Here is a 26,432-nt window from a genome sequence, read left to right on the forward strand (position 1 = left end):
GGTGCACACCGATGAAAATAAAATCAGTATTTCAGATTGGACTTACGCTTTGTCTGGTAGTGTCTTTGTTCGGCACTATGTTTGCTACTAAAGCACAAGCGGCAGATGGACTTCCTTTTTCAGATATTTCCAATAATTACTGGGCAAAAAATACGATTCAATGGGGTTATGAAGCTGGCTTAGTCAATGGATACAAAGACGGCCAATTCAAACCGAACAAAACAGTTAGTGAAGCCGAATTTTTGGCGATGTTGATTCGTACGTTTGAACCCGAAGTAACCAGTAGCAAAACAGGCAATTGGGCGAATCCTTATTATGTTCGTGCCAAAGCTTTGAATTATCCGGTGAGCAGTTATACCAATGCATCGACTCGTAATCAAATTTTAACCCGTACTCAAGTGGCTGAATTAATCTCTTCTGCGGAAGGTGTCAATTACAGCGGTAATAATGCGATTCAATATATGTTATCTTTGGGTCTGGCTAACGGTAGTGATGCTTCTCAAGTATCGATCGCTTCATTCAAAGGAAGTAAAGCCTTAACTCGTGCCGAAGCATTGCAGTTTATCAAAAACTTTGCAGATTATGGAGTAGGCGGTTTGCTTGATCGTCCAACTGAACCTTCAAATCCAGCCGACCTTCCTGCATTGCCGACAGCCAATTAAGTTTTGTATTATTCATAAGCAAAAAAAGCGACTTCAATGGATAGGATGTATGTCTATCCAGAAGTCGCTTTTTTAATTGTTTTTATTGGATAATCATTCTTATATTAAGGTGCAACAGGGGATGTGCCTTCAGGATCATGATCCATATTCAGCAATTCTCCGATATTGGTATTGGATACGACGGTTAATCGCTTCAATGTTAACGGATCATCGCCTGGTCGGACAAATCCTTGATGGACAGTGAATGCCATCCGATAACCTGACTCTTTAAGTGCATAGACCATTTGCATCCGGAAATCTCCAAAAGGATAAGCAAAATACGGTGTATTGATACCTGCTTCAGAACGCATAATTTTATCATCAGCGATAAAGCTAGCTTCATTCATACCTGCGGCATAATCATCGCCACAGTGAAGTAATGTTTTGTAATGCAGGTTGTACGTATGGCTGTTGTACTCAAATACATCTTTAGAAGCTTCCATTTCTTCTTTGGACACATAGCTTGTTTTGTGTGGATCGAACACTGTTGTTTTGGCTTGAATGCGTGAACCAATTACAAATAGGGTGGCATGAAAACCGTACTTTTTCAGAATAGGATACGCATAAATAATATTATTTTGATATCCATCATCGAATGAGATCACCACTGTTTTTTCAGGTAACGATATTTCTTCATCTACATATTTTTCTAACTGTTGTAGTGTTGCTGTGTGATAACCGTTATCGTGCAAGTATTTCATATCTGCTTCAAAAGCTTCCAAATTCACAATAGAATTGTTTGTCGGTTCAGTATTATATTTTTGCGGAGTAATATAATGGTACATCAGTACAGGGATTTTATCGGCTGTACCTGTAGGAACAACATAATCTGCGGCTAGTGCGACATTACGTTCATTTAATACATTATGATGCTCATAGTAAAATAATTCGTTTTGAGCGGCTACCCAGGAGCTACATATTTTGTGTGCAAGAACAGACGATTTGGGGAAATTAACCCCTAGAACATAGACAACGAGCAACACTGCCATTAGGGCAAGTGAGTATTTCTTCCAATGCTTTTTCATGCGTATCTAAGTACTCCTTTATACTGGTGGTCAAATCTTATTATCGGACAAATGCTACTTTTTTTAAATGGACGCAACAAGTAATTAACGAAAATAAATTCGCTAATCCCAGCTATCCATTTAAGCAGAAACATGACATCTGCACTTTATTGTAAACGAAATGAATATATAAAAAGTTACATCACCTTCTTGAAATAGTAACAATATTTTTGCTTATGGTTGGTAAAAAAAGGGTGGTAAGGAAATTGAAATAAAAGTTTGAGTAAGCAAAAAGAAGGTAAACCTTGATCAAGGTCTACCTTCTTTTTTATTCTCGATAGTTATTTGATTTGAGACATCACTAGCTTGATATTTTTGACCTGTATAAAAAAGAGTTAGCGAATAAAAGCTTGAGGACGCTGTTCTAGTGCATCGGCTAACCATCTAGGATGCATACGAAGTAAATTGGCAGGTAACTGGTCGGTCGGGAAAAATTGATAATCAAGCGATTCTTTAGGATCAACGATAAGCTCGCCACCGGTAATCACCGCTTCAAAACAATTGGTAATAAAATGAACATTTTTTCCATTAGGGTATTCAAAAATCTGGCTATCTGGATCCGAATAAACTCCGATTAAGCGTGTCACTTCTACGTCTAGTCCTGTTTCTTCTTTGATCTCTCGTACAACTGCTTGTGTGACGGTTTCCCCTTTTTCAACATGTCCTGAAGGGATACCCCATTGTCCGACATCAAGCCGCTTTTGCAAAAAGACATGACCTTCAGCATTAAAAATAATAACAGCAATCCCTGCATACAGTTCATCAATAACGACAGACAAAGTAGTTCCTCCTAAATGAAATATCATCATTAAATGTTGAGTCTATTATACACTTTCCTCATAGTAGAAAACATTTCTGTATAAATACCCTTTATTTACTAAAATAACATTAAATGATATTATTTAGTATATATTGGAATAAAATTCATCATTGGAGGATAGAATATGAATAAAAAATTATTTTTAGCAGCTCCTTTTAAAAATCTGATGAATATGGAAACTTCTACTTTAGAAAAAGGTACACAGGATTTTTTGATCAGATTGATTGAATTTTTTGAACATCGAGGTTATGAGGTACATAATGCGCACAAAAGAGAACAGTGGGGACAGAAGTTTATGCCTCCAGAACAATGTACCAAAATTGATTTTGACGAGATTGAGAAATGTGATTTATTTGTAGCTTTGCCCGGTATCCCAGCATCACCAGGAACACATATAGAAATAGGTTGGGCGTCTGCTATGCAAAAAAATATGATTTTGCTATTGGATCATGATCTTGAACAATATGCTTATCTGGTTAGAGGTTTACACACGGTATGTCCGGTTGATTATGTAACGTATCATACGGAAGAAGATTGTATTCAGCAGTTGGAACAGCTATTGCAAGAAAGGCTTATTGCTTATGATCTTTAATCATTTTCATGATGCGTATTTGTATACTCTTGCTAAAGTGTATCATAAGCCCCAATTCTACAATCAGCCGCGTGGTAACCGAAGCCGAGAAATTCTGAATTATACGTATGGGATTGAATCGCCAGTTGAACGCATTTGTTATGTACCTGAGCGGAAAACCAATATTATTTTTAATTTTGCAGAAGCGTTATGGTATCTATCAGGGAGTAATGATTTGGACTTTATCCGTTATTATGCCAGCAATATGAGTAAATATTCAGCAGATGGTCGGACACTGACAGGCACAGCTTATGGGCCAAAGCTATTTACTTATGGTGACAAGCGCTTGAACCAATGGGAGCGTATTAAAGAAGTGCTTCGTGAAGATCCTGATTCCAAACGTGCATTTCTATCTATTTTTGACCCAAATGAAGTACTTCAGCTAGAAAATATTGATGTGTCTTGTACACTTGGATTGCAGTTTTTTATCCGTGAAAATCAATTGCATATGAGCAGTTATATGCGTGCAAACGATGCTTATCGTGGCATGTTGAGTGATGTGTTTTCGTTTACTTTTCTACAAGAACTTATGGCTACTGAGCTTGGACTAGAAGTGGGTGCCTATTATCATAATGTAGCTTCTGTACACATTTACGAAATAGATTATGCTCAGACCAAGACAGTACTTTCCAAAGCTAAGCAAATTGGAGCTGTACCAGCGTATCCTTTCCCGCATATGCCGCAAAAAGATAATAGGTCAGATTTGCAAGTTGTTTTTGAATACGAACAGCAACTTAGACAAGGAATCACGACTTTAGATCTAGCAGATATTCGTTGTTTGGATATAGAAGATTACTGGAAGCAAGTGATTTTGTTATTGGCTGTGTATCAATCGATTCAACAAAAGCAAGCAGTAGATCATACGCTTTACCAAGAATTGATTCCACTTTATCAGATACTTGTTCAGCAGAAGTGGGAATCTTACTTTTCGATCACAATGGAGGAATCGTAATGCATACTTCTTGGAAAGAAAATAATGTATCCAGTCAATTCAACGCGTATAACGATATGTTAGAAGATATATTAGGATTCCGCTATTTATTCGCTGTTCTGGATTCAGATCCTACCATTCGTACAGTACTTGATTATGGTTGTGGTCCTGGAAAAGTAGCGGAGCGCATAGCAAAGCAACATGAACGTTATCAAGTTATTGCTGTAGATGAATCAGAAAATATGCTAAAAATAGCAACCACTCAACGGTCACATCCACAGATCAATTATCAGTTGATTCACAATAATCAGTTGGATTTTTTAGAATCGGATTCGATAGATTGTGCTGTGAACTGTTTTGTAATTATCAATAATTCTAGTGTAGATCATATTCATCATATGCTTACAGAAATTTACCGGGTATTGAAGCCGGGCAAGCCGTTATTGGTATTGGATTCGAATCCAGATGCAACAGGGTATGAGTTCACTACATTTCGCAATGGAGAAAAAGGAAAGAAATATACAAACGGAGACCGCAAACAACAGTTTCTCAAGATTCCTGAAAGTTCAGATTTAATTTTAAATGATTTTTATTGGTCCAAGCGTTTTTATCAAGAGATGTTAGAAAAAGCAGGGTTTGATTCGATTCAGATCATGGAACCATGTATTGATGATATTTCGGTAAGCAAATTGCGCGAGTACGAAGAGCAATATGATCATCCGAAATGGGGTGATGAACAGTATCATGCTCCTTTTGTTATCTATAAAGCTATAAAATCGGTGTAAGCATGGGATAGACAAATTGCTACGAAGAGGTGGGATCATGATAATGAGGAATAGTACAGCTTGTCAAAAAGGGTTTTTGGTATTTATTTCGTTTTTGCTGATGTTTGGTATTATGCCGAATGCGAGTTACAGCTATGCAGCAGCAACCGATCAACCGACAGTCATCAATGTAGCTTTATACGATTATGTTCCTGATCCCGAGCGTTTTCAGCAAGCGGTCGTAAAAAATTGGGCAGAAGTTGAACCCAATGTACGCTTGAATTTTGTTAAATGGGATGGATATGAAGCCGATCCAGATGCGAATGTAGATGTGTTTGTATTTGATGCGATCTTTTTATCCCATTTTGTAGACAAAGGATACTTGAAAGCGATACCACAGAATCAAATTCAAGATCGCCAAGATATTATTGATTTTGCAATGGAAGGATGCACAGTAAATGGAGCAGCCTACTGTATTCCACAAATTGTGTGTACTAATTTATTATTTTATCGGGAAGATGATACAGCCCTTGCCTCTGTCCGTAGTGTACCGGACTTATATCGCATTTTAGGTGAACGACAATCAACAGGCGTTATTCCTGACAATAACGAAGGATTGCTGATCGACATGTCTGGTGGTACTACCAAAGCAGCCATGTATCTGGATGCGTTGTTAGACACCCGTCAACAATATACGGATTATACTGTTTTGCCTGATCCTAATACGTTAAATTCAAAAGCATTTAAAAGTCTAAAACAATTACAAAAAATGGGCGGTAAAGATCAGATTGAGTACTGGCCTGACAACAACGATGCTTATATCCGAGCAGATTGGTTCCGTAGTGGTATAGGTCGTGCATTTATTGGATATACCGAAGCGATGTCCAGTATGGGTGATTATGCAGATGATGTGAATTTTAAAACCATCTCAATGTCGAGTAAAACAGATATTCCTGTTTTTTATGGAGATATGGTTGGTGTGAATTCGGCAATTACAGATCCTGCTAAGCAAGATATTGCGATCAAATTAGCAAATGTGATTACAGCGAGTCAAACGATGGTAGATGCTATTTCTCCAAATGAAGCTAAAGTGTATCCTCAATATTTGTTACCTGCAAGACATAGTATATACGAAAAAATGCAGCAACAATTCCCGATTTATAGCCAATTGATCCCGATTGCTACTCATCCCGATAATAAAATATTCAAAATGGGACCGGATGCAAGAAATTGGATCGAACAAGCTAAAGTAACGATTACAGATCGATTAGCAACTGTAGCTGTTCAGTAACCAAAGCTACTTCTATTCTAGTAAGATTAGGAGACTGATGATGAAAAAACTACTAACGATTGCTGGTTCTGATTGTAGTGGAGGTGCTGGAATACAGGCGGATCTCAAAACATTTTCAGCGTATGGTGTATTCGGTATGAGTGTGATTGTATCTGTAGTGGCTGAGAATACAGCGCGTGTCATAAGTATTCAGAATATCACCCCAGAAGTAATCAGTGATCAGATCGATGCAATCTATGAAGATATAGGAACAGATGCTGTCAAGATTGGTATGTTATCCGATCATGAATGTATGGAAGCTGTTGGTTATAAGCTGAAGCAGTATCGTCCGAAGCATATTGTGATCGATCCTGTGATGTATGCCAAAAATGGAAGCCCACTCATGCAACAAGATGCTGTAGGTACATTGATTCGAGATATTTTACCATTTGCGGATGTACTGACGCCTAATATTCCAGAAGCAGAGCGGATCACTGGGATAACGATTGAATCGATACATGATATGGAAGAAGCCGCTAAGCGAATAGCCGATCAAGGTGTCCGTCATGTTCTTGTTAAAGGTGGACATTCACTTGGCGATGAAGCCACAGATATACTGTATGATGGTCAGCAGATGTATTACTTTACAGAAAAACGAATAGACACTTTGAATACGCATGGTACAGGATGTACGTATTCTTCTGCTATTGCAGCAGGGCTTGCCTTAACTGATAATTTGCACGAAGCGGTGAAGCAGGCCAAAGCTTATGTAACGACAGCGATTCGTCATTCACTTCATATAGGTTCAGGTCCGGGACCTACACATCATTTTTATGATTTGTATCAACATGGACTACAGCGGAGTGATCCCACCAAGCAGATTTGATAAGTAGGGTTAGACAGCGAAATATCTGACCCATGAAGTACAATGAAAGTAATAAACAGATTAGAGGGATATCCTTTAATCTGTTTATTTTTTGCTACCATAGCTGTATCCTAATAAAAAGTAATATAAAGCGAATAAGGAGACAATAAAGTATGCGACGAAAAACAAAAGGATCTAAGCGAAAAAGAGAGAAAAAAATAGAATCTTTTTTGCACAGTGTATTAGATATGTTCTTCTGGTGGAGATAGGATGACTTGTAACAAAAAGTATAAAATAACAAACATGATAAGTAATCATTTTTATGTATATCGTTTGACATCTTTGATTTAAGGGTAAAGTAATAAAGGACGAAGATGCTAAAGTAATCTTGTTTATTGATTATAGTCAAAATTTTTTTGCTAAAAATTTGATTGTGCACAAAAAAGTTGTATAATGCTAAATATGTATTATGTATAAAAGTTCATAATCTAAAACAGAAATCATTAACTGATGTTTTCTAAATATAAATAGAGGAGTCGATTAATATGACTAAAAAAGTATTGTTAGTAGCGACAAGTGCTACAGAAATGAACGGACACCCTACAGGACTATGGTTAGAAGAATTGGCTGCACCTTATCATGTATTTCAAGATGCAGGCGTAGAACCTACTATCGTATCGGTTAAAGGCGGTAAAGTAACCATCGATAAAAACTCTATTCCAGACGGGATTCCTGCGGAATTGCAATCGGTAGCTGATATGCTTGAAGACACTAAAGCTCTTGCAGACGTCAATGTAAGCGACTTTGATGGCGTATTATTTGCTGGTGGACATGGTCCTATGGTCGATTTTGCAAGCAACCCAGTAATCGCTCAATTGATTCATGATACAGAAGCTCATGACGGCGTAGTTGGTGCTGTATGTCATGGTGTTGGTGCTCTTGTCGATGTGAAAAAAGCAGACGGTACCTACTATGTACAAGGCAAAAACATTACAGGTTTCACTAATGAAGAAGAAGATATGGTGAAATTGACGAAATATGTTCCTTTCTTACTTGAAAGCAAATTGCGTGAGCAAGGTGCAGCATTTGTAGCCGCTTCTGCTTTTGCAGATCATGTAATCGTTGACGGTAAATTAGTAACAGGACAAAACCCTGCTTCTAGTGAAAGCACAGCGAAAGCGATGCTTGAATTGCTATAATTTCTAATCGCTATACGTTCTACTAAGTAGATAATAGATAGTGAATATACAAAAGCGAAAGTTCTCTGGATGTTATCTGAGGATTTTCGCTTTTTTTATTTTATTACATCAAACTATATGTTGCGGATATTTATAGGGATTAGATTTTATCGGTTAGAAAGATATTCTATAAAAAATATACTATCCATACAAAATTTGAATAACTACGTAAGTAAATATGTACACAGGTTTAATCGAAAAACGATTGTGACAATGATGCAAATAAGATAGACTGACTTTAACTGTAATCAAGATATGATTCATATTTTGTAAATAGAAGCTTGTACAGGTCAGGAGGAGCTACCATGAAAGAACAGGAAGAACGTCGCCGTGTAGGCATTATGGATATAGGATCGAACTCGATTCGACTGGTTATTTATGAAACAGGCAATGGTGGTGGATATCAGGTTCTTAAAGAATGCCGGGAATCTGCTAGACTCAGTGCTATTGTTACTCCTCAAGGAGATATGCCACTGGAAGCAGTCAGTGTCATCGTGCCTGTTTTAAAGCAGTTTGCTGATGTCAGTGCTGCTTATGAAGTAGAAGAGATTCGAGCTGTCGCTACAGCGGCTATACGCAACGCTAGCAATGGCAAAGAAGTAATTGAATATTTGAATCGTGAAACTGGAATTACCATCGAGTTATTACCCGGTGAAATGGAAGGGCATTATGGCTTTATCGGGGTAGTGAACCGAATTGATATCGAAGATGGATATATTATTGATATTGGCGGCGGAAGTACAGAAGTCACTTTGTTCCGCGATCGGGCTCGCGTCTCTACAGTGTCTTTCCCTTTCGGAGCTGTCAATATGAATGTGCGATTTGGTAACGAAACGACAGGACGCTGGGATGAATCGTCTGTTAATGAACTGCAACAACTGGTACTGGATGCCGCAGAAAAGCATGATTGGATCAGTCAATATCCTGATCTTCCTATGGTCGGTCTGGGAGGAACGATTCGTGCTGTAGGTAAAATGCATCAACGCAAATTAAAATATTCGCTGGAACAGATTCACCATTATACATTAGAAGCAGAAGATACGGATTATTACTATCAACAGCTTCCTGCGATGAGTAATGATCAACGTAAGCGTATTGCGGGTCTATCCAAAACACGCAGTGATATTATTGTACCGGGCGTTATTATTTTAAATACATTATTCCGGTATATGCATTGTTCGCATTATGTGATTAGTGGAACAGGGTTACGGGATGGATTGTTTTTTGAATGGGAACGCGGTAAAGATAATGTGATTGTCGAAGATGTATTAGAGTATGAGATTGGTGCAGCGCTACATGGAGAGCCTTTGCCACGTCAACGCCATTTACGCTGGGTACAACAGTTATCTTCTGAACTATATGAAGCGCTTGGAGAAGGTCAGGAAGACGTTTCTAATCGCAAAATATTACGTACCGCTTCGTTATTGTATCGGGTAGGTATGAAAATTGGTTATCATGACTTTGAAGAACATACCCGTTATTTGCTGACCACTCGTGCAGTAGCTGGACTTAATCACCGGGAAACGGTTCTAGTTGCTTTTATCGCTATTTTTGGTAGCAAAGGCAAAATCAAAAAAAGACGCATCTCGACAGAGTATGCCGATATTCTTCATCCCAAAGACGAAGAGCGTATTCGCCGCTTAGGCGCTGTATTGCAATTAGCTGCTGCGATGGATGTAAGTGAGACACAACCTGTGGATCGCTTGGTCGCTGTACGCAAAGGAAGAGACTTCGAGCTGACAGTTCACTGTCATACCGAAGCCTCTATGGAAACACATGAAATTACAGAAGCAGTTAGAGATTTGGAGAAGGAGTGGGACGTGAGAGTGAGACTGGTGGTACATATGGTTTCCAAGAGTTAATTTCCCACGCTTTGAATTGACTGCGTAACGGAGGTTTTCCGTTATCAAATCGCTCATAACTGCCACTAGGTAGTAGCAATCTGGCTTTGATATTATCCGCAAGGATAAGATCCAGAATGCGCTGCATAGTGGCTTTTGTGCTTTTATCGAATAATGGACACATCAGCTCAACACGACGAGTGAGATTACGAGTCATCCAATCTGCACTGGATAACCAGATCTCAAGATCGCCTCCATTTTCAAAAGAGTAAATACGGGAGTGTTCTAGATAGCGATCGACGATACTGCGAACTGTAATTCGCTCACTCAGACCAACTACACCCGGACGTAGACAGCACACTCCACGTATAATGAGATCAATATTTACTCCTGCTTGAGAAGCGATATATAGTTCATCAATAATCTGTTGGTTAGATAATGAGTTCATTTTGGCAATGATGCGTGCAGGTCTGCCGTTACGTGCATGTTCGGCTTCACGCTGGATCAATTCGATAAATTTGTTCATCATCGTATCCGGTGCGACAGCGACAGCTTGCCATTCATGACTTTCTGTATATCCTGTAATATGGTTGAACACTTCAGAAGCATCTTCACCAATATGAGGATTCATCGTTAACAGACCGATATCTGTATATGATTTGGCTGTAGAAGCATTGTAATTACCTGTACCGATATGAATATAACGTTTGAGCCCATCTGCTTCACGGCGTACCACTAGAATTAATTTGGCATGTGTTTTGAGTCCAACCAGACCATAGACTACATGACAACCTGCTTTTTCCAGTGTGCGTGCCCAAGCGATATTACGTTCTTCATCAAATCTTGCTTTCAGTTCTACCACTACTGTAACCTGTTTGCCAGATTCAGCAGCTTTGGCAAGTGCCTGAATAATCGAAGAGCGACCACTGACCCGATACAATGTCATTTTGATCGCCATCACATCATCATCTTCAGCAGCTTGTTCTATAAAATCACTAATCACATCAAATGATTCGTATGGATGATATAACAATACATCGCGTTCTTTTAAGACGCTGAAAAAGTCGGTGTCGCTACCTTCTGGAAATTCTGGTGCATAACGCGGAATTTCTGGCGGATAACGTAACGATTCATGATTTTGCACCGAATCTGAAAATGGCAACAAAAATCCAAGATCAAGCGGGCCATCGATTTCGTACACTGCTTCAGATACGTCGAATTCTTCTTGCAACATTCGAAGAGCAAATGGATGAAAATCTTTCTCCACTTCAAGGCGTACAGGAGCACCACGACGACGTTTACGTAATTTATTCTCGATTTCTTCTAATAAGTCTTCTGCTTCTTCTTCATTGATATCCAGATCTGTATTACGTGTCAGACGGAAAGCATTCACGCCTACAGGCTGATATCCGCCGAATAATGTATGAATATGATGACAAATTAATTCGTCAATCATAATGTATTGTTGTTTTTTACTGTTTTGACGGTGAGGTAGTGCTACCAATCTAGGAAGATTGGATGGAATCTGAACAATTGCAAAATAAAAAGCATCATGCTCATCTTCAGTAATCGGTTCTCTACCTCCATGTTCAAGCACGACAGACAAATACACATTCAGTCCATGAACAAGCGGGAACGGGCGACTCTGATCGACAGCCATCGGTGTAAGTACAGGGAAAATTACATCTTCATAATACGTATCTGCCGCTTTGCGCTGAGTGGCACTAAGATCGGTATAACGATTGACCGTAATGCCCTGCTTGCCAAGTAGACGCATAAGTTCGCGGTATGTACGATATTGAGTATGAACCATTTTTTCTACTTTTTTGGTCAGACGCTTGAATAGACCAGACGGAGTATAGCCGGTAAAATCTTTTTTGAGATAGCCTTCTTTGATTTGATTGCGAATCCCAGCAACACGTACACTCATAAATTCGTCTAAATTACGGGACACAATCCCCAAAAATTTGATACGTTCTAACAGTGGAGCTTCTGAATCTTGCGCTTCTTCCAGTACTCGACTATTGAATTCGATCCAGCTTAGATCACGGTTAATATAGCTTGAATGAGTAGGATGGTTTACATGTTTGTTTTCCATAATGCCTCCGCTTAATCATTGTTATCCAATCATATTCTCTAATCTAGTGTAACGTGCAGTATGCGGAATACCAAATGTGGGGTATGCAAATACTTTTGTCATAAGGTGTCAAAACAACTCGTATAGAGTCATTATAACGTTCAATTGTTAACGCTGTGTAAAAGCGAATTACCATTCGTTCCACAAATTAGGACCGCCTACTTTGCCAATCGCTTTTTTCTGAGTACGTCCAAAGTTAAAGCCATGAGTACGCAGTTCATAACCGTCCTCATGCAACTGGTCTGGAGGGATCGTTTTTTGCAATTCAGCAACAGAACGGGTAAGATAACCGGGCTTGTGCATATTCACAAGTAATAAATCATGATGTAAATGACTCAAACATTCTGCTAATGTCATCAAGTGTAGGCTCCTTTGAATAATTACATAGCTTACTTTCAATATATATTACCCTTATACATTCGTTTTGATAATATAGTGGGTATGAAAAAAATACCTGATCTCTACATGATTGGCGTCAAACGCATCGTAGATGTCAGGTATTTGGGTTTAATCTTTTAGATGAAGAATATGTTTTAGTTCGGTATGCGAATTGACATTTAGTCGTGGTAAATGCATCAAATCATCACCCGGATGAACAAAGCCAGGTCTAACTGTGAATGCCATACGATATCCATTTTCTCGTAACGTATAGATCATCTGATCTTGATACTCTCCATAAGGATAAGCAAAGTAAGGCGTATCGATCTTTGTTTTGGTTTTCATTAATTCAATATCGTTTTTAAGACGATCATTTTCTAGACCGACCGCCGCAGTATCTCCGCATTGAATCGTATTTTTGTAGTGAAGGTTGTACGTATGGCTATTGTATTCAAATACATCTTTGGTCGCTTTCATTTCTTTACGTGAAATCGTTGTTTTTTCTTTAGGTAGAAATTTTTGTGTTTTGCTTTTGAGCTTAGTTCCTACTATAAAGATCGAAGCGTGGAATCCATATTTCTTCAATACGGGATACGCATAGACCACATTATTCTGGTATCCATCGTCAAATGTAATGACAACCGTCTTTTCAGGTAATTGAATTTCTCCATTCACATATTGCTCTAGCTCGGACAAAGTGGCTGTTTTGTAGCCATTATCGTGTAGATATTTCATACCTTTGGTAAAAGATTCTAAGCTCATCCGAGCATTATTTTTCTTTTCTACATTGTATTTCTCAGGTACGACATAATGGTACATCAATACAGGAATACGTGCAGCTTTGCCTTTAGGAGCAGTTTTGATCGACTCTGAAGCTGAAGCCACATTATCTTCACCAGCATTGAGCAAATTAGCAAACAAATCATTTTTGGTATCATAGGAAGCTTTACAAGTCTTATAAGAAAAAGCTGAGGCATGCGGATACTTTAAGCTAAGTATGTAGAACGTGATCACAAATGCGATTGAAATATAGAGCATGAGTACAAATAAATGTCGAGCCCGCATAACTGTAATTCTCCTTTCTAAGAGTTTGGCAATATAAATGTCACTTCTTTATAAAGTAAAGCTAAGAGTGATATTATGAATTAGATATCTTTGTTTCTATATATAACATCGGCTAAATCATAATAAAATTTTATGGTGCTGTAGTTCTATCTTAGGAGCACTAGCTACTCTGATCTGCACTATATCTTACCATTTACATTTTCCTACACTGCTATTTTAGAGCCATATTAATCTGGTTATAGCCCAAAGATACCTATAGTCTCAACACTTTTCGAAGTGAGCAGGCTATAGGCATCTGTATCAGTTTGAGGGGGTTCGGAGTAAAATTGGTTAATAGGCTATAAAATGATTTGGATTTTGGGACAGTGTACCTATAATTATTAGAGCTGTTGTGTTACAGCACTGTTAATATAATCTTGCCTTGAATATGTCCGCTGGTAGCTCTTTCATGAGCTTGACGAGCATCTGCAAGTGCAAACGTACTGTCGATAGCCACCTGAACTTTTCCGCTATTCAGTAATTGCCCTAGCTCTGCTAGTTGTGAGCCGTTCGAACGTACCTGAGTCGTTGATACTGTGATGCCTAGATTTGTAGCTTCCTCTTCATCAGAGAAGCCCAAAAAGACGGGGAACAAAGCACCTCCACGTTGAATTGTACGTAAAAAGCGACCCGTTGTAGGACCACCGAGCGTATCCAGAACAAGATCAATGTCGTGGACACTGTATTCAGGTTTATTTTTGGTATAGTCTATAAATTCATCTGCTCCAAGTTCACGAAGAAACGATTCATGTCTAGTAGATGCTACTGCGATAACGTGTGCGCCTTTCCATTTCGCTAATTGTAATGCTAAATGCCCTACACCGCCTGCAGCCCCATTGATAAGTACTTTCTTACCTTTAAGCGGCACCGGATGATGGGAATAAGATTGAAATGGGTTGGCTTCATCATGCCCTAAATCCACTAAAAATTGCCAAGCAGTAAGAGCAGCCATAGGTACGCCAGCAGCATGTATATGATCAATACCGGCTGGTTTGAGTGCTAGATCGGAAGCTGGTGCAGCAACATATTCTGCGTAAGCTGCACTTTCCCCTACGCTTGGAAAGCGAACCATACCAAAAACTTCATCACCGACAGAGAAATGGTCTACATCTATAGCTACTGCTTCCACAACACCTGATATATCCGATCCTAGAATAAGTGGAAAAGCTACTTGTGGTTGCCAATCAGGCGGAAGATCTTTATAACCTTCACGCAGATACCAATCGGGAGGATTGATACCAACAGCATGAACACGCACAAGTACTTCACCTGATTTTAACTGTGGAATTGGTGCTTCCTCATAATGTAATACTTCGGGACCGCCAAATTCATGCAAACGAATAGCTTTCATTGTATCTTTAGACATCTTACTTTCCCCTTCCATATAGATGAGTTATACTTACCTGATTCACATTTCGATTAAAAGGAGCGGTGATCCGTTTATGATTATACGGAGCAGTGCTCCAATTGTCAAGGAGGAAGGATATGCGCGTCGATGCCAAAAAAAATTATGATCATATACTAGCAGTTGCCGATACGGTCATCACTCAAAATGGAGCCGACGCTTCACTACGTGATATCGCTCGTAAAGCAGAAGTTGGACTGGGCACGTTATACCGTCATTTCCCTACTAGAGAAGCACTACTTGAAGCATTGCTACGTACGCAATTTGATGAGTTAACTACAAAGGCATCTGAGCTTGAAAAAGCGAATTCTGCCGAGGATGCCCTTGTATCGTGGTTACATGATGTCTTTATATGTACAGGCATTTATCAAGGAGTTGTATCTGTGATGATTGCAGCTATGGAAGATACAGAGTCTGCACTTCATGCTTCATGCGTCACATTACGGGCATCTGGAGGAAGACTTCTTCAACGTGCTCAAGCAGAAGGTTTGGCTCGTGTTGATATAGATGGTGAAGATTTATTTTCTTTGGTTGCTGCGTTAGCATGGCTTGGCGATCAGCCTTCATCTGCATCACGAGCTGAACGCCTTTTTAATATGATGATAGGTACAATTTTAATATCTTAAATAAGTAATTATTTTAGAAGAATACTCTAAATTTAGAACAAAAAGCTAAAAAGCTGATTCCATGTTAGTATGTAGAAATCAGCTTTTTGTTATATCCATAGGTATTGAATTATTCTTCTATATGCTTGTAAATATATTTCTTCTTTTTCTGCTAAACGGGATAAACTAGATGTAAAAATAAAGAAATAAACTATTGTAAACGCTTTACTATAACATACTTAATTATACCTGTCAGTGACATAATTCACTTGGTTTGGATCAATGAAGGAGTATAGTTGTCTGTAGTGATAAGTATCACAGCCCAGCGCTTGGCAATAAAAGCGCGATATCTACTGATTCTATAGAAAATGATTTTTGCATAAGCAAAATATCTTACGTTCAGCGCTTGGCAGTAAAAGCGCGACATCTACTGATTCTATAGAAAATGATTTTGCATAAGCAAAATATCTTACGTTCAGCGCTTAGCAGTAGAAAACTATGTAGCAAGGTCACTATGTCGGTCAGGAACATTAATTTTTTTATGTAGAAGGTACTGTAATTATCCAAAAGGATGTGTTCATTATGGCAGATTTCGTCAGATCCGTAACTTCACCTAGAAAATTTATTACAGGTCAGCATTTATTATCTAAATTAAATGATTATACGCGTGGTTATGGTGATCATGCTTATGTTATTTGTGATGAATTTATATTAGAACGTGCACAAACAGAAGCTGAACCTACATTTACAGCAGCTAATCATAAAGCACATTTTGAGAAATTTGAATATGAATGTACCAAAGAAGAAGTAATGCGTCACCGCGAATTGGTCAAACAATCTGGCGCTAACGTTATTGTCGGAATTGGTGGCGGTAAAACACTAGATACAGCGAAAGCGACTGCTTACTATGAGCAGCTTCCTGTAGTTATTTTCCCAACGATTGCGTCTACCGATGCACCTTGTACAGCACTTGCTGTTATTTATAAAAAAGATGGTTCTTTCGATGAATATTTATTCTTACCTAATAACCCGGATACGGTGCTTGCCGATATGGGTATTCTTGCAGGCGCACCTGTTCGTTTCTTCGCTGCGGGTGTCGGTGATGCGTTAGCGACTTATTTTGAAGCTCGTGCGTGTTATGCTTCTAATGGAGATAACTTAGCATTGATGAAACCAACAGCTACCGGACTTGGATTAGCTAAATTATGCTATGAAATGTTGCTTGATAATGCAGTCAGTGCAACTAAAGCTGTTCAACAAAAAGTAGTAACCAAAGCAGTCGAAAATACGATCGAAGCAACAATCTATTTGAGCGGTGTAGGTGCTGAATCTGGCGGACTTGCTGCTGCTCATGCGATTCATAACGGAATGACAGCTGTTCCTTCGATCCACCGTGCACAACATGGTGAAAAAGTAACATTCGGTTTGTTAGCACAATTGGTGTTAGAGAACTCGCCTAAAGAAGAGCTCGAAACAGTAGTCAACTTGATCAAAGCAGTAGGTCTTCCATTGACACTTGAAGATTTAGGTATGACTGAATTTGTAGAAGCTGAATGGCGCCAAGTGGCTGAAAGTGCTTGTGCACCAGACGATACGATGGGACATATGCCTTTCCCTGTAACTCCAGATGATGTCTACAATGCGATTGTAGCTGCTAATGCTATCGCTCATACGTACAAATAATTCACCTTTTGAATAATATATTCTATTTTTATCTCCATACACAAAAAAGAAGCTTTGCCTGAGCTAATAGGTGAGCTTCTTTTTTTGTACATTATTTTATAGAATAGGATTACGATATAGCGTGATTAAGTGTTATGGGTTATAATTGTATAAAAGGTATTTATTATTCGAAATGGGGAAAATAATTGTTAGAGTCTGTTAGCAAACCCAATTTGTTTATTGGTTCTTCTAAAGAATCTATTGAAATAGCAAGAGCAGTGAATACACAGTTAAGTCATTATGCTCAAGTGACGCCATGGTACGCAGGTGCTTTTCCTGCTAATGAGTATACAATGGAATCTATTGAAAAACAGTTAGATATCAGTGATTTTGCAGTTTTTATTTTTGCACCTGATGATATTATTCAGCATCGCGGACAGCTTTATTTTGCAACTCGTGATAATACATTGTTTGAAATGGGCTTATTTTGGGGGAAGTTAGGACGTAAAAGAGTATTTTGTATTCTTCCTGAATATATCGAACCTGTAGTTAACAAAGAAGAGTTAGTACAACAATATCGTTTGTTATCTGATCTACAAGGATTAACTCCATTACATTATGAACATCGTACAGATTCCAACTGGACAGCCGCTGTAGATATCGCTTGTGGTGAAATTAGTAAATACATTCAACGTTCTGGAAAGTATATTAATCTTCAATCAGAACTAGAACATCAAAAGTTGCAATTACAACAGAAGCAGAAAATTCTTCATTTCTTATTGATTATGAATCAAGAAAGTTTGCAAGAGGAGAAGCGAGAGAAATTTGACGATATGTGCAGTGCATTGAAAGTATCATTCTCTATTCCGTTAGAATACTATGTAACAGGAACTGCTTTTTGGCAAGCTCAAGATGAAGGGATAAAACAAATTGGTGGAGACGTAGGACAAGGCTTTTTTTATCCTTATCATGTTAATGAACATAAGCAAGCAGAAGAACCACGAATTGCTGTAGTAGACGCTTATAAACAACAAAAATGGTCTTATTTGAAAAAGAGCAATCGTGTTGCACCTACTTATATGCTATGTTATCCTATTGGAACTCAATATGTTTTGACAATTCATATTACAGGACAGATTAGTTTGAAAGAACAAGAATTATGGGATATTTTAGATGCTAATGAAGAGTTATTAGATACTATACATTATTTAATAGGAGGGGAATGGGAATGAGACATAAAAATGTAGCTAAAGGAAAATTTTCGAATTCAGGTGTTTTTTCTAATGTAGGTTATATTCATTCTAGATCTTTACGCAATTCCAAATCTATGCCTTCTGCAAGCAATTCTAGTTCATCCATTTACATTGGACCTGCGCCAGATGGAACTAATCAAGAATATAACCGTGTCATTAGTGGACATGTCAATTATAAAAAGCCTTCTTTCGCTTAAGCAATAACTTAAATTTACTTCATAAAAATAGATCAAAAGTAAAAAGCTTCTCCCTATAAAAGGAGAAGCTTTTTTAATTTCTATTATAGATAAAGATCATAGGGAAACAGTTATATTTTTAAAACATACCATTTTCATTCACTGTTTTGGCAGGGACGTCTTGAGAAAGCATCCACATTTCAGCAATTTCATTGTTTTCTACGCGGAAGATTTGGACTACAGATTGACCGGCATCGTCAGCGTTCTTTTTCATCTGACTTTGGATCAATACAAGGTCCCCTTCTGCAACCATATTAACTACAGTAGCAGTGCTATCTGGGTTAGCGCGGAATTGAGCAAGATAGTTGTTCACTAATGGTTCAATACCGTCTTTCATTTTCACATTATGTTGAACCAATGATTCACTCACAACGCCTGAAGCTGCGTCCGTATTATGCTCTACAAAAAAGCTGTTAAAGAAGTTGCTTACAAATTGAGCATTAGAAGCTACGACTGCTTTATCGGTAGCAGCAACATCTGCGCTAGTAGACGCACTTGGTAGTAGGTTTTGGATCATACTAGAAGCACCTGTTACCGGTTGAACCGTATTCCAGTGCTCTACAATTTTACCGTCAGTTACACGGAAAATGTCTACAGCCGCTTGACCGGGATCATCTGGATTAGCCATTGGGTAGTTCATGACAGCAACTAGATCATTTTGACCGATCATACCTTTGACATTGACTTTGTAATCAGGGTTCGCTTTGATAAAGGAAGCGATATACGTTTTGAACGCTTCTTTACCTGTAGCAATCATAGGATCATGTTCTTTGTAATCATCTGCAAGATACATATCTATTTTATCGGTCTGATGCCCATTGAATACATCTTGATACATACTCGCAACAACTTTTTTGTTTGCTACGATTTTAGCATTTTGAGCAGAAGCTGACTCTGTGCTAGCCGGATCAGTAGAAGTACTACCTTCTGTCGGTGTCGTTGCTTCTGGATTGGTAGCTGATGGATTACCTGTGCCTGTATTTTCAGTAGTAGGCGTGGTTGCAGGTTGATTTGTCGTACTGGAATTACTGTTACATGCTGCAAGAGCAGACATTAACAAAATACTGGTTAGGATTAAACTGATTTTTTTCATCATAAAACTCCTTTGTCATAAATAGTGAAGAATCGTTTGCTTAGCAAACATCACTTTTAGCATATGCTAGTAGAATGCGACACATTCAATTAGAATAGATTTTTGCGAAGTCAAAGACCTATTCGGTAGAATGGTGTCCTTTTTCTATTACCCATAGTTATCTATGATATCCCTAAAATGACAAAATCGACAACTTTCACGATTGATCCAAAACAGTAAAAACCGTCTCCCTATACTAGCAAAGACGGTCAGATCACAGGTTATGTTGCACTTTTGGCGGAAGTTCTATAATTCCAGAGGAGCAACTTGTGCTCGGTATGCTTCTAGCTTGGATGTCAGTTTGTAATTAGATTGTGCTGCCAAATCCATCAATCCATGCAGGTCACTAAGAAGTGTACTAGACGGATAATCTTCTGCGGTATCCGTATCATTTAACAAATCGAGATACTGCTTTTTGGCATCAGGATCGATAGTTTTGGACGTGCTATCAAATAGGGGAGTGTTGTCTGCACCATAGAATACCGTATAAACAGCATAACTATAATTTTGTTGAATAACCGATAGGCGATTAGAATGAGGATATTTTAAAATAAATTGCTCCATATCCAGTGTGCGTACTAATAACTTATCCCAACCGATCACAAGCCCTGCATCCATCAACGCTGGTTCATCTGACTCTTCAGCCATAATATCTACATAATCATTAATATCTTTGGTGACATAGTCGTCATACGCATCATACTGATCATAGTCGATAATAGGCATGTAATAGCCTTCGACATTGATAATTTGATAACCGCTATTTTTAGTGTTGGACAGTAACTTTTTAAGCGCTGGATCGGTAGTGCGTTTGATCATATCTTCTACTTTTTCATCACCATATACACCGGTTGAAGCATACATATTCATTAATTTCTTTTGGATCGATTCGGTATATTGATCTGTCCAAGCATCCAGATATTTATTTTGAGCATTTTCCAAAGTTAGAACCAGTAAAGTACCAGTGGAAGGAGTCACTTTTTTAATATTCTTTTTGAGGTAAGAGACTGCTTGAGGAAGTTTGGAACTGCTTGTTAGCATTTTTTTGAAATGAGCAACAGTGATTGTAGATGAAGCAGGTGTTGATGCCTGGCTAGTGGTACTTTTTTGAGCGGGAGCTGCAAGTTCAGCCGTGCTTTCAAATGAAGAATTAACTGTAGGGAGCGCAGATGTCTGTTGTTGACTACATCCTAGCGTCTGCAAAACAAGCAATGTGCTCACAGCAGATATAGTGATCGGATTGGATAATTTCATTAATGATCATTCTCCTCGATAGAAAAATATAAATACATATCCACATCAGATTCAACAAAATAACGATACCAAAGCTTTATGTATATCCCTACCCTTGCTCATCTGAGGTGAATCGAAAGTAAATACAATGTCATTTTTGCTCGCGATTAAGATCATAGAAAGATGTAAAAGTATGAAATGGATTGTAATTGATAATGATTATCATTAAAATAGAAAGAAGTATAGATGGGTATTCAAGTAGAATAGGTTTGTTCAAAGGGGTTAATCATGAATCTAGATCATTATATCAAGCTGTGGAATCAAGCTTCTATTCAAGTCATGGATGTTCAGCATCATGTACTGACAGCTAAGCAATTATCGCTACCATATTATGTACCGGAAAACGGATTTTTATATACTGTTCGTGGGAATGCGTTGATTACGATCAATGATAACACATACACAACAGAACGATTTCATATTATTCATAGTGGAAAAGAAAGTATCTTTCAAATTGAAGTATATGACGAGTTATTAGAATACTATCTGATATTATATCAACCACAATTATTCACCTCCAATTCATCTGCCCGCTCGTTATTAGAGCATCATTCGGTATTAGATACTGCTTATGAACTTAAACCACATCATCCTATTCTGTTGCACGATAAAATCAAACAATTGCACCAAGCATGGACATATGTTCATCCATTACAACAATTGCAAGTCCGTACTTCTTTTTTGCAAATCGTATATGACATTTTGGAACAGTTACAGACCGTAGGTCACCAGCACAAAACTACAGATCTTGTCTCGCAAGCTATTCGTTATATTCACGAGCATTATGAACTTCCGCTTACGATTGATTCGCTGGCTACTATATTAGAATGCAGTCCACGTCATTTAGCCCGATTATTCCGCAATAGTGATATTGGTCAAAGTCCATCGGATTATCTGATTCAGTTTCGCATGCAAAAAGCGAGTGAACTGCTGACTCAGACAGAGCTAACCTTACAAGATATTGCGATTAATGTGGGCTATCAAGATGGATATTATTTTAGTCGTATGTTCAAAAAGTATATGGGCTTGTCTCCGATACGATATCGTCAACAACATCGCCAGAACGTACAAAGTCTCAATATGACATCCAACATGTCCGATTTCTCTATTGTTGGGTTAGATGGACACCGCTATAGTGATAATGATTCTCAAAACATTATAGTAAGTGGAGGTTCTTTAATGATGCATAATCCGATAAGACGTTCAGCAGTGTTGATGCTGCTTCTGAGTTTTACTCTTTTACTAGGTGCTTGTTCAGCTCCCGCTTCTTCAACAAGTCAGACCGCTTCAAGTAAACAAAGTGCAAGTGAAGAAAATGCGACGCAAAGCTCTACACGCACGATCACTCATGATCTTGGCAGTACTGAAGTGCCTGATCAACCGAAGCGTATTGTTGTATTAGAGCAAGGATTTACCCAGACTGTGGCAGAACTACAAGTCAAACCTGTCGGTGTAGCAGATGATAATAAACCTGAACGGTTCCCGCAAGACACGCTAGCTTATATTGAAGGATATACATCTGTAGGTACACGCTCGGAACCGAATTTGGAAGTGATACGTACCCTTGAGCCGGACCTGATTATTGCAGATACAAGTCGTCATAGCAATGTATATGAAGAATTATCAGCGATTGCACCTACAATTGTTTTCAAAAATGATACAGCAAATTACTCTGATATTATAAATTCTACTCAGGCGATCGGTGAAGCTTTGGGCAAAGTAGATGAGACAACAGCGATGCTAGCAGAACATCAACAACAATTGGACAATGTAAAGCAAACGATTAACAGCAATCAATCTGTGCTTATTATTGCGGCTGATGAAGAAGCAAGCAATTCGTTCCAAGTACGGACAGATCAAGCATTTCATACTTCATTTCTTCAAGCGTTAGGTCTGAATTATGCTTTGACCGATGCAGAAGAAGTAAGTCAACTAATGACTACAGAACAATTATTAGCGATCGATCCTGATCAACTACTCATTTTGATTAATGAAGATGATCCCTCTGTATTAGCAGGGCAAAAAGACAATCTACTCTGGAATCAATTAAAAGCTGTGCAAACAGGCAAAGCGCATGAAGTTGAATTAGCCAAATGGTCCAGACAACGCAGTATCCCGGCATTGAACCATATTATGAGTGAAGCGACTACTTATTTTAAATGATCAACAAGCTGATCTTAGCAGTAGGGAGTCTAGCAATCTTGATCACGTTGTTGATGCTCTCGCTAATGATAGGTTCGTCCTGGATTTCTTTACCGACAGTGATCGATTATGTATTTCATTATTCTACGACAGTCAAAGAACATATTATTTTGCATATTTTACGAATACCGCGCGCAATAGCGGTGATACTAATTGGTGCTAATCTCAGTATTGCTGGCTGTATTATGCAAGCTTTGACCCGTAATCCATTAGCTTCTCCTAGTATATTTGGAATTAATGCAGGCGCTTCTTTTATGATCGTCTTGTGTACGATTGTTTTACCTGCTGTCAATGGATGGATTCTAGCAGGAGCAGGTTTTGCAGGTGGATTGCTAACAGTGATGATTGTATTAATAATGAGTGTTGCGATTCGCGGAGGCAAAGTTGAAGTCCGTATGGCATTAATCGGTGTGGTTATTCAAGCATTACTATCTTCGTTTACACAGGGATTGTTAATCTTTAATGAAGAATCGGCTAGCAAAATATTGTTCTGGCTTGCCGGATCAGCAGCAGGAGTCAAATGGGACGAACTCAGATTATTAGCGATCGTAAGCATTATTGGCTTGATCATGGCTATAGGTCTTAGCCGTTCGTTATCTCTGATTAGTCTAGGTGAAGATATCGCACGCGGACTCGGTCAGAAAATATGGACAGTACGTGTGGTTGGTAGTGTGATCGTTATTTTGTTAGCAGGCATATCGGTTTCTGTTGTTGGACCGATTGGGTTTGTCGGATTAATCGTACCGCATATTACACGTTATCTTATCGGAACAGATTATCGATTGTTGATTCCTTTTGCCGGAGTGTTTGGAGCTATTTTATTAACGCTTGCAGATATCGGTTCTCGGTTTGTACATTTTCCAGCAGAGACGCCTGTAGGGATCATAACAGCTCTAATTGGTGCGCCTTATTTTGTGTATTTAGCTAGACGGCAGAGCAGGAGTTCATTATGATTCATTCTATCGGGAAAAAGCGGAATGGTATGATCATGATCGGGCTTATTGTGACTACTTTTGTTTTGATTATGATAAGTATTCAAGTAGGTGCTGTCGATATAAGCTGGCAAGATATCGGCAGAGCATTTACACAGTATGGAGATGCTGATCTAGCCTATATTATTTTTCATTATCGATTGCCTCGCATTATACTGGCGATCTTAGTAGGTAGCGGGCTTGCAGTGTCTGGTCTGGTGGCACAAAGCATTTTGCGTAATCCTTTAGCCGCTCCTGATACACTAGGAATTTCCGCAGGAGCTGCTTTAGGAGCGGTCTGTACTTTACTTCTTTTGCCTGTAGATATACAGAGTACATGGCTGACATCGCTAACAGCTTTTGTCGGTGGAGCTCTCGGGGCTTTTTGTGTATATCTATTATCTTATCGAAATGGAGTCGATCCTCTTCGGCTGGCATTGGTCGGAATTGCGGTGAGTGCTTGTGGAAGCACACTGGTACAATTACTGATTACACAATCGTCTGCGAATACGAATACCGTTCTTTTATGGTTAAATGGTTCGTTATGGGGACGTAATTGGGAGCAGGTGATACAATTAGCACTTATTATTCTGATTATTGTACCTATTGTCTGGATATTAGCAAAATCTATTGATATTTTCGGATTAAGCGAAGAATCTTCCAAAGGGTTAGGATTACGCATAGAGTGGATGCGTGCTATATTGCTGTTACTGACAGTGATATTAGCCAGTGGTTCGGTAGCGGTTGTAGGTATGGTAGGCTTTGTAGGTCTGGTGAGCCCTCATATTGCAAGGCGCTTGGTATCTGGTGGTCATCGTTATTTTGTGCCAGTAGCAGCACTGGTAGGGGCGATCATGATGTTACTAGCAGATGTGATTGGACGTGTTCTGGCGCCACCTCTGGAGTTCCCTGTAGGCTTGGTTACTTCGGTCATTGGAGCACCGTATTTTTTATTTTTATTATGGCGTGAGTACAAAAGCAAAAACCGTACAGGATGAAGTTAGATCTGTGCGGTTTTTTGGCGTTTCTTTTACGATTACAGCGATTGTTTGATTGATAAGGAAGAAGGCAAACGTTGTTCTGCATGCTGAATAGCATCTTGCATAGCTTGATACGGATCGGTGATCATCGCACCATGACCTACAGCAAGTAAACTTGGTTGTAATGCTACTAATTTGCGAGCACTTTGTAGAGATCGTTCTTTGCTCCATGTCGCCAGAGCAGGGAAAGGGAATGTCAGACGTACTGAACCTGCCACAGCAATCCCACCTCTAGTCTGCAAAGCATCACCAGCGATTAAAGATTGATCTCTAGTGTCCCACAGCGAAATAGAGCCTGGCGTATGACCCGGTGTGGCGATGACTTGAAGAGAACCTATTCGATCCCCTTCATGGAGCAAAACAGAAGGGCGAGTTTGTAGACGCTTGGGAACACTGCCTTTGATCTTAGTCTGAGGTTCATCTGCATCCAAGCTCATATCACCAATCATTAAGCGTGCATCTCGCTGTGATACATAGACAGGTACATCAGGATAAAGCTGATGTAATGTATCTAATGAACCGACATGGTCATCATGGATATGAGTTAGAACGATAGCGCCTAACGGTTTGCCGATCTGAGAAATCGCGTGCTGAATACCTTTATAACTATTTGGCAATGCTGCATCAATTAAAGTCACACTGGACTCTTCTTCGACGATATAACAATTTACGGGAAATATGCGTGGTAAAAAAATAAGTTGATGTAAGTTGTTCTTGCTAATTATTTTCATATCAATCACCTCTTGGTTACACTATAAACTAATTGTATTAGTTTAATCAATAACTATATTCATTTTTCTGAAAAAATTATAAGTCTTTTGTAAAAGAAAGAGGTTTTCTTCACTCATCTAACGTTGATTCTGTTACCAAAAAGCATAAAAAATACACC

Annotated in this window: 24 protein-coding genes; 15 read left to right on the forward strand and 9 right to left on the reverse strand. The window is 38.7% G+C overall.

Going from position 1 to position 26,432, the window contains the following annotated elements; genetic code table 11:
* Positions 1-11: 11 nt before the first annotated feature.
* Positions 12-662 carry an S-layer homology domain-containing protein gene (locus PQ456_RS03570; protein WP_273614885.1) on the forward strand — a complete coding sequence of 217 codons (651 nt, stop codon included), beginning with the start codon at positions 12-14 and terminating at the stop codon, positions 660-662.
* A gap of 104 nt (positions 663-766) precedes the next feature.
* Here the strand turns inward: PQ456_RS03570 and PQ456_RS03575 are convergent, their stop codons facing one another.
* Positions 767-1,726 carry a polysaccharide deacetylase family protein gene (locus PQ456_RS03575; RefSeq protein ID WP_273614886.1) on the reverse strand — a complete coding sequence of 320 codons (960 nt, stop codon included), beginning with the start codon at positions 1,724-1,726 and terminating at the stop codon, positions 767-769.
* Positions 1,727-2,100: 374 nt separating this feature from the next.
* Entirely contained in the window at positions 2,101-2,544 is a 444-nt protein-coding gene (locus PQ456_RS03580) for an NUDIX domain-containing protein (RefSeq protein WP_273614887.1), read from the reverse strand.
* Between the two features lie 165 nt (positions 2,545-2,709).
* Between PQ456_RS03580 and PQ456_RS03585 the strand changes: the two genes are divergently transcribed.
* From PQ456_RS03585 to PQ456_RS03615, 7 genes are all read left to right on the forward strand, one after another.
* Positions 2,710-3,177: a nucleoside 2-deoxyribosyltransferase gene (locus PQ456_RS03585; protein WP_273614888.1), complete on the forward strand. Its 468-nt coding sequence runs from the start codon at positions 2,710-2,712 to the stop codon at positions 3,175-3,177.
* Positions 3,167-4,168: a thymidylate synthase gene (locus PQ456_RS03590; protein WP_273614889.1), complete on the forward strand. Its 1,002-nt coding sequence runs from the start codon at positions 3,167-3,169 to the stop codon at positions 4,166-4,168. The genes PQ456_RS03585 and PQ456_RS03590 overlap by 11 nt, the downstream gene beginning before the upstream one ends.
* Positions 4,168-4,932 carry a class I SAM-dependent methyltransferase gene (locus PQ456_RS03595; RefSeq protein ID WP_273614890.1) on the forward strand — a complete coding sequence of 255 codons (765 nt, stop codon included), beginning with the start codon at positions 4,168-4,170 and terminating at the stop codon, positions 4,930-4,932. Before PQ456_RS03590 ends, PQ456_RS03595 begins: the two co-directional genes overlap by 1 nt.
* Before the next feature lie 43 nt (positions 4,933-4,975).
* Positions 4,976-6,202, forward strand: coding sequence for a thiamine pyridinylase (gene bcmE, locus PQ456_RS03600; protein WP_273614892.1), 1,227 nt, complete (start codon positions 4,976-4,978; stop codon positions 6,200-6,202).
* A gap of 40 nt (positions 6,203-6,242) precedes the next feature.
* Positions 6,243-7,067: a bifunctional hydroxymethylpyrimidine kinase/phosphomethylpyrimidine kinase gene (gene thiD / locus PQ456_RS03605; protein WP_273614893.1), complete on the forward strand. Its 825-nt coding sequence runs from the start codon at positions 6,243-6,245 to the stop codon at positions 7,065-7,067.
* Between the two features lie 524 nt (positions 7,068-7,591).
* Positions 7,592-8,245 (forward strand): type 1 glutamine amidotransferase domain-containing protein, encoded by a 654-nt coding sequence (locus PQ456_RS03610; RefSeq protein WP_273614894.1) that lies wholly within the window; start codon positions 7,592-7,594, stop codon positions 8,243-8,245.
* A 344-nt stretch (positions 8,246-8,589) separates the two neighbouring features.
* On the forward strand, positions 8,590-10,146 hold the full coding sequence (locus PQ456_RS03615) for a Ppx/GppA family phosphatase (RefSeq protein WP_273614895.1): 1,557 nt from the start codon (positions 8,590-8,592) through the stop codon (positions 10,144-10,146).
* Here PQ456_RS03615 and ppk1 read toward each other — a convergent pair.
* The 4 genes from ppk1 to PQ456_RS03635 all read right to left on the reverse strand — a co-directional run bounded on the left by ppk1 (position 10,079) and on the right by PQ456_RS03635 (position 15,110).
* Positions 10,079-12,223, reverse strand: a complete 2,145-nt coding sequence (gene ppk1 / locus PQ456_RS03620) for a polyphosphate kinase 1 (protein ID WP_273614896.1) — start codon at positions 12,221-12,223, stop codon at positions 10,079-10,081. The genes PQ456_RS03615 and ppk1 overlap by 68 nt on opposite strands.
* 168 nt (positions 12,224-12,391) lie before the next feature.
* Positions 12,392-12,619 (reverse strand): hypothetical protein, encoded by a 228-nt coding sequence (locus tag PQ456_RS03625; RefSeq protein ID WP_273614897.1) that lies wholly within the window; start codon positions 12,617-12,619, stop codon positions 12,392-12,394.
* A 150-nt stretch (positions 12,620-12,769) separates the two neighbouring features.
* Entirely contained in the window at positions 12,770-13,705 is a 936-nt protein-coding gene (locus PQ456_RS03630) for a polysaccharide deacetylase family protein (RefSeq protein WP_273614898.1), read from the reverse strand.
* Between the two features lie 394 nt (positions 13,706-14,099).
* Entirely contained in the window at positions 14,100-15,110 is a 1,011-nt protein-coding gene (locus PQ456_RS03635; protein ID WP_273614899.1) for an NADP-dependent oxidoreductase, read from the reverse strand.
* 119 nt (positions 15,111-15,229) lie between these two features.
* Here PQ456_RS03635 and PQ456_RS03640 point away from each other — a divergent pair, with 119 nt between their 5' ends.
* From PQ456_RS03640 to PQ456_RS03655, 4 genes are all read left to right on the forward strand, one after another.
* Entirely contained in the window at positions 15,230-15,775 is a 546-nt protein-coding gene (locus PQ456_RS03640; RefSeq protein WP_273614900.1) for a TetR/AcrR family transcriptional regulator, read from the forward strand.
* A gap of 561 nt (positions 15,776-16,336) precedes the next feature.
* Positions 16,337-17,437: a glycerol dehydrogenase gene (locus PQ456_RS03645; RefSeq protein WP_273614901.1), complete on the forward strand. Its 1,101-nt coding sequence runs from the start codon at positions 16,337-16,339 to the stop codon at positions 17,435-17,437.
* Positions 17,438-17,622: 185 nt separating this feature from the next.
* Positions 17,623-18,648 (forward strand): nucleotide-binding protein, encoded by a 1,026-nt coding sequence (locus PQ456_RS03650; protein WP_273614902.1) that lies wholly within the window; start codon positions 17,623-17,625, stop codon positions 18,646-18,648.
* Positions 18,645-18,866, forward strand: coding sequence for a hypothetical protein (locus PQ456_RS03655; protein ID WP_273614903.1), 222 nt, complete (start codon positions 18,645-18,647; stop codon positions 18,864-18,866). The genes PQ456_RS03650 and PQ456_RS03655 overlap by 4 nt, the downstream gene beginning before the upstream one ends.
* A 118-nt stretch (positions 18,867-18,984) precedes the next feature.
* Here the strand turns inward: PQ456_RS03655 and PQ456_RS03660 are convergent, their stop codons facing one another.
* Complete coding sequence (locus PQ456_RS03660; RefSeq protein WP_273614904.1) at positions 18,985-19,998, reverse strand: nuclear transport factor 2 family protein; 1,014 nt, start codon at positions 19,996-19,998, stop codon at positions 18,985-18,987.
* Positions 19,999-20,283: 285 nt separating this feature from the next.
* Positions 20,284-21,291 (reverse strand): hypothetical protein, encoded by a 1,008-nt coding sequence (locus PQ456_RS03665; protein WP_273614905.1) that lies wholly within the window; start codon positions 21,289-21,291, stop codon positions 20,284-20,286.
* 267 nt (positions 21,292-21,558) lie between these two features.
* On the opposite strand from PQ456_RS03665, the gene PQ456_RS03670 reads away from it, so the two are divergent.
* The 3 genes from PQ456_RS03670 to PQ456_RS03680 are packed head-to-tail and all read left to right on the forward strand — an operon-like array spanning position 21,559 to position 25,501.
* The gene (locus tag PQ456_RS03670; RefSeq protein WP_273614906.1) at positions 21,559-23,493 is read left to right on the forward strand and encodes an AraC family transcriptional regulator; all 1,935 of its coding nucleotides are present in this window, start codon (positions 21,559-21,561) and stop codon (positions 23,491-23,493) included.
* Positions 23,494-23,531: 38 nt separating this feature from the next.
* On the forward strand, positions 23,532-24,485 hold the full coding sequence (locus PQ456_RS03675) for a FecCD family ABC transporter permease (RefSeq protein ID WP_273614907.1): 954 nt from the start codon (positions 23,532-23,534) through the stop codon (positions 24,483-24,485).
* Positions 24,482-25,501, forward strand: a complete 1,020-nt coding sequence (locus PQ456_RS03680; protein WP_273614908.1) for a FecCD family ABC transporter permease — start codon at positions 24,482-24,484, stop codon at positions 25,499-25,501. Before PQ456_RS03675 ends, PQ456_RS03680 begins: the two co-directional genes overlap by 4 nt.
* Before the next feature lie 38 nt (positions 25,502-25,539).
* On the opposite strand, the gene PQ456_RS03685 is transcribed toward PQ456_RS03680, so the two are convergent.
* Complete coding sequence (locus PQ456_RS03685) at positions 25,540-26,274, reverse strand: MBL fold metallo-hydrolase (protein WP_273614909.1); 735 nt, start codon at positions 26,272-26,274, stop codon at positions 25,540-25,542.
* Between the last annotated feature and the right edge of the window lie 158 nt (positions 26,275-26,432).

The sequence above is a fragment of the Paenibacillus kyungheensis genome (genome assembly GCF_028606985.1).
Lineage (GTDB): Bacteria > Bacillota > Bacilli > Paenibacillales > Paenibacillaceae > Saccharibacillus > Saccharibacillus kyungheensis.

Excerpts from the sequence above, each read along its gene's own strand:
- PQ456_RS03570 (WP_273614885.1), top strand. The coding sequence starts at position 12 with ATGAAAATAAAATCAGTATTTCAGATTGGACTTACGCTTTGTCTGGTA.
- PQ456_RS03575 (WP_273614886.1), bottom strand. The coding sequence starts at position 1,726 with ATGAAAAAGCATTGGAAGAAATACTCACTTGCCCTAATGGCAGTGTTG.
- PQ456_RS03585 (WP_273614888.1), top strand. The coding sequence starts at position 2,710 with ATGAATAAAAAATTATTTTTAGCAGCTCCTTTTAAAAATCTGATGAAT.
- PQ456_RS03590 (WP_273614889.1), top strand. The coding sequence starts at position 3,167 with ATGATCTTTAATCATTTTCATGATGCGTATTTGTATACTCTTGCTAAA.
- PQ456_RS03595 (WP_273614890.1), top strand. The coding sequence starts at position 4,168 with ATGCATACTTCTTGGAAAGAAAATAATGTATCCAGTCAATTCAACGCG.
- bcmE (WP_273614892.1), top strand. The coding sequence starts at position 4,976 with ATGAGGAATAGTACAGCTTGTCAAAAAGGGTTTTTGGTATTTATTTCG.
- thiD (WP_273614893.1), top strand. The coding sequence starts at position 6,243 with ATGAAAAAACTACTAACGATTGCTGGTTCTGATTGTAGTGGAGGTGCT.
- PQ456_RS03610 (WP_273614894.1), top strand. The coding sequence starts at position 7,592 with ATGACTAAAAAAGTATTGTTAGTAGCGACAAGTGCTACAGAAATGAAC.
- PQ456_RS03615 (WP_273614895.1), top strand. The coding sequence starts at position 8,590 with ATGAAAGAACAGGAAGAACGTCGCCGTGTAGGCATTATGGATATAGGA.
- ppk1 (WP_273614896.1), bottom strand. The coding sequence starts at position 12,223 with ATGGAAAACAAACATGTAAACCATCCTACTCATTCAAGCTATATTAAC.
- PQ456_RS03625 (WP_273614897.1), bottom strand. The coding sequence starts at position 12,619 with ATGACATTAGCAGAATGTTTGAGTCATTTACATCATGATTTATTACTT.
- PQ456_RS03630 (WP_273614898.1), bottom strand. The coding sequence starts at position 13,705 with ATGCGGGCTCGACATTTATTTGTACTCATGCTCTATATTTCAATCGCA.
- PQ456_RS03635 (WP_273614899.1), bottom strand. The coding sequence starts at position 15,110 with ATGTCTAAAGATACAATGAAAGCTATTCGTTTGCATGAATTTGGCGGT.
- PQ456_RS03640 (WP_273614900.1), top strand. The coding sequence starts at position 15,230 with ATGCGCGTCGATGCCAAAAAAAATTATGATCATATACTAGCAGTTGCC.
- PQ456_RS03645 (WP_273614901.1), top strand. The coding sequence starts at position 16,337 with ATGGCAGATTTCGTCAGATCCGTAACTTCACCTAGAAAATTTATTACA.
- PQ456_RS03655 (WP_273614903.1), top strand. The coding sequence starts at position 18,645 with ATGAGACATAAAAATGTAGCTAAAGGAAAATTTTCGAATTCAGGTGTT.
- PQ456_RS03660 (WP_273614904.1), bottom strand. The coding sequence starts at position 19,998 with ATGAAAAAAATCAGTTTAATCCTAACCAGTATTTTGTTAATGTCTGCT.
- PQ456_RS03665 (WP_273614905.1), bottom strand. The coding sequence starts at position 21,291 with ATGAAATTATCCAATCCGATCACTATATCTGCTGTGAGCACATTGCTT.
- PQ456_RS03670 (WP_273614906.1), top strand. The coding sequence starts at position 21,559 with ATGAATCTAGATCATTATATCAAGCTGTGGAATCAAGCTTCTATTCAA.
- PQ456_RS03680 (WP_273614908.1), top strand. The coding sequence starts at position 24,482 with ATGATTCATTCTATCGGGAAAAAGCGGAATGGTATGATCATGATCGGG.
- PQ456_RS03685 (WP_273614909.1), bottom strand. The coding sequence starts at position 26,274 with ATGAAAATAATTAGCAAGAACAACTTACATCAACTTATTTTTTTACCA.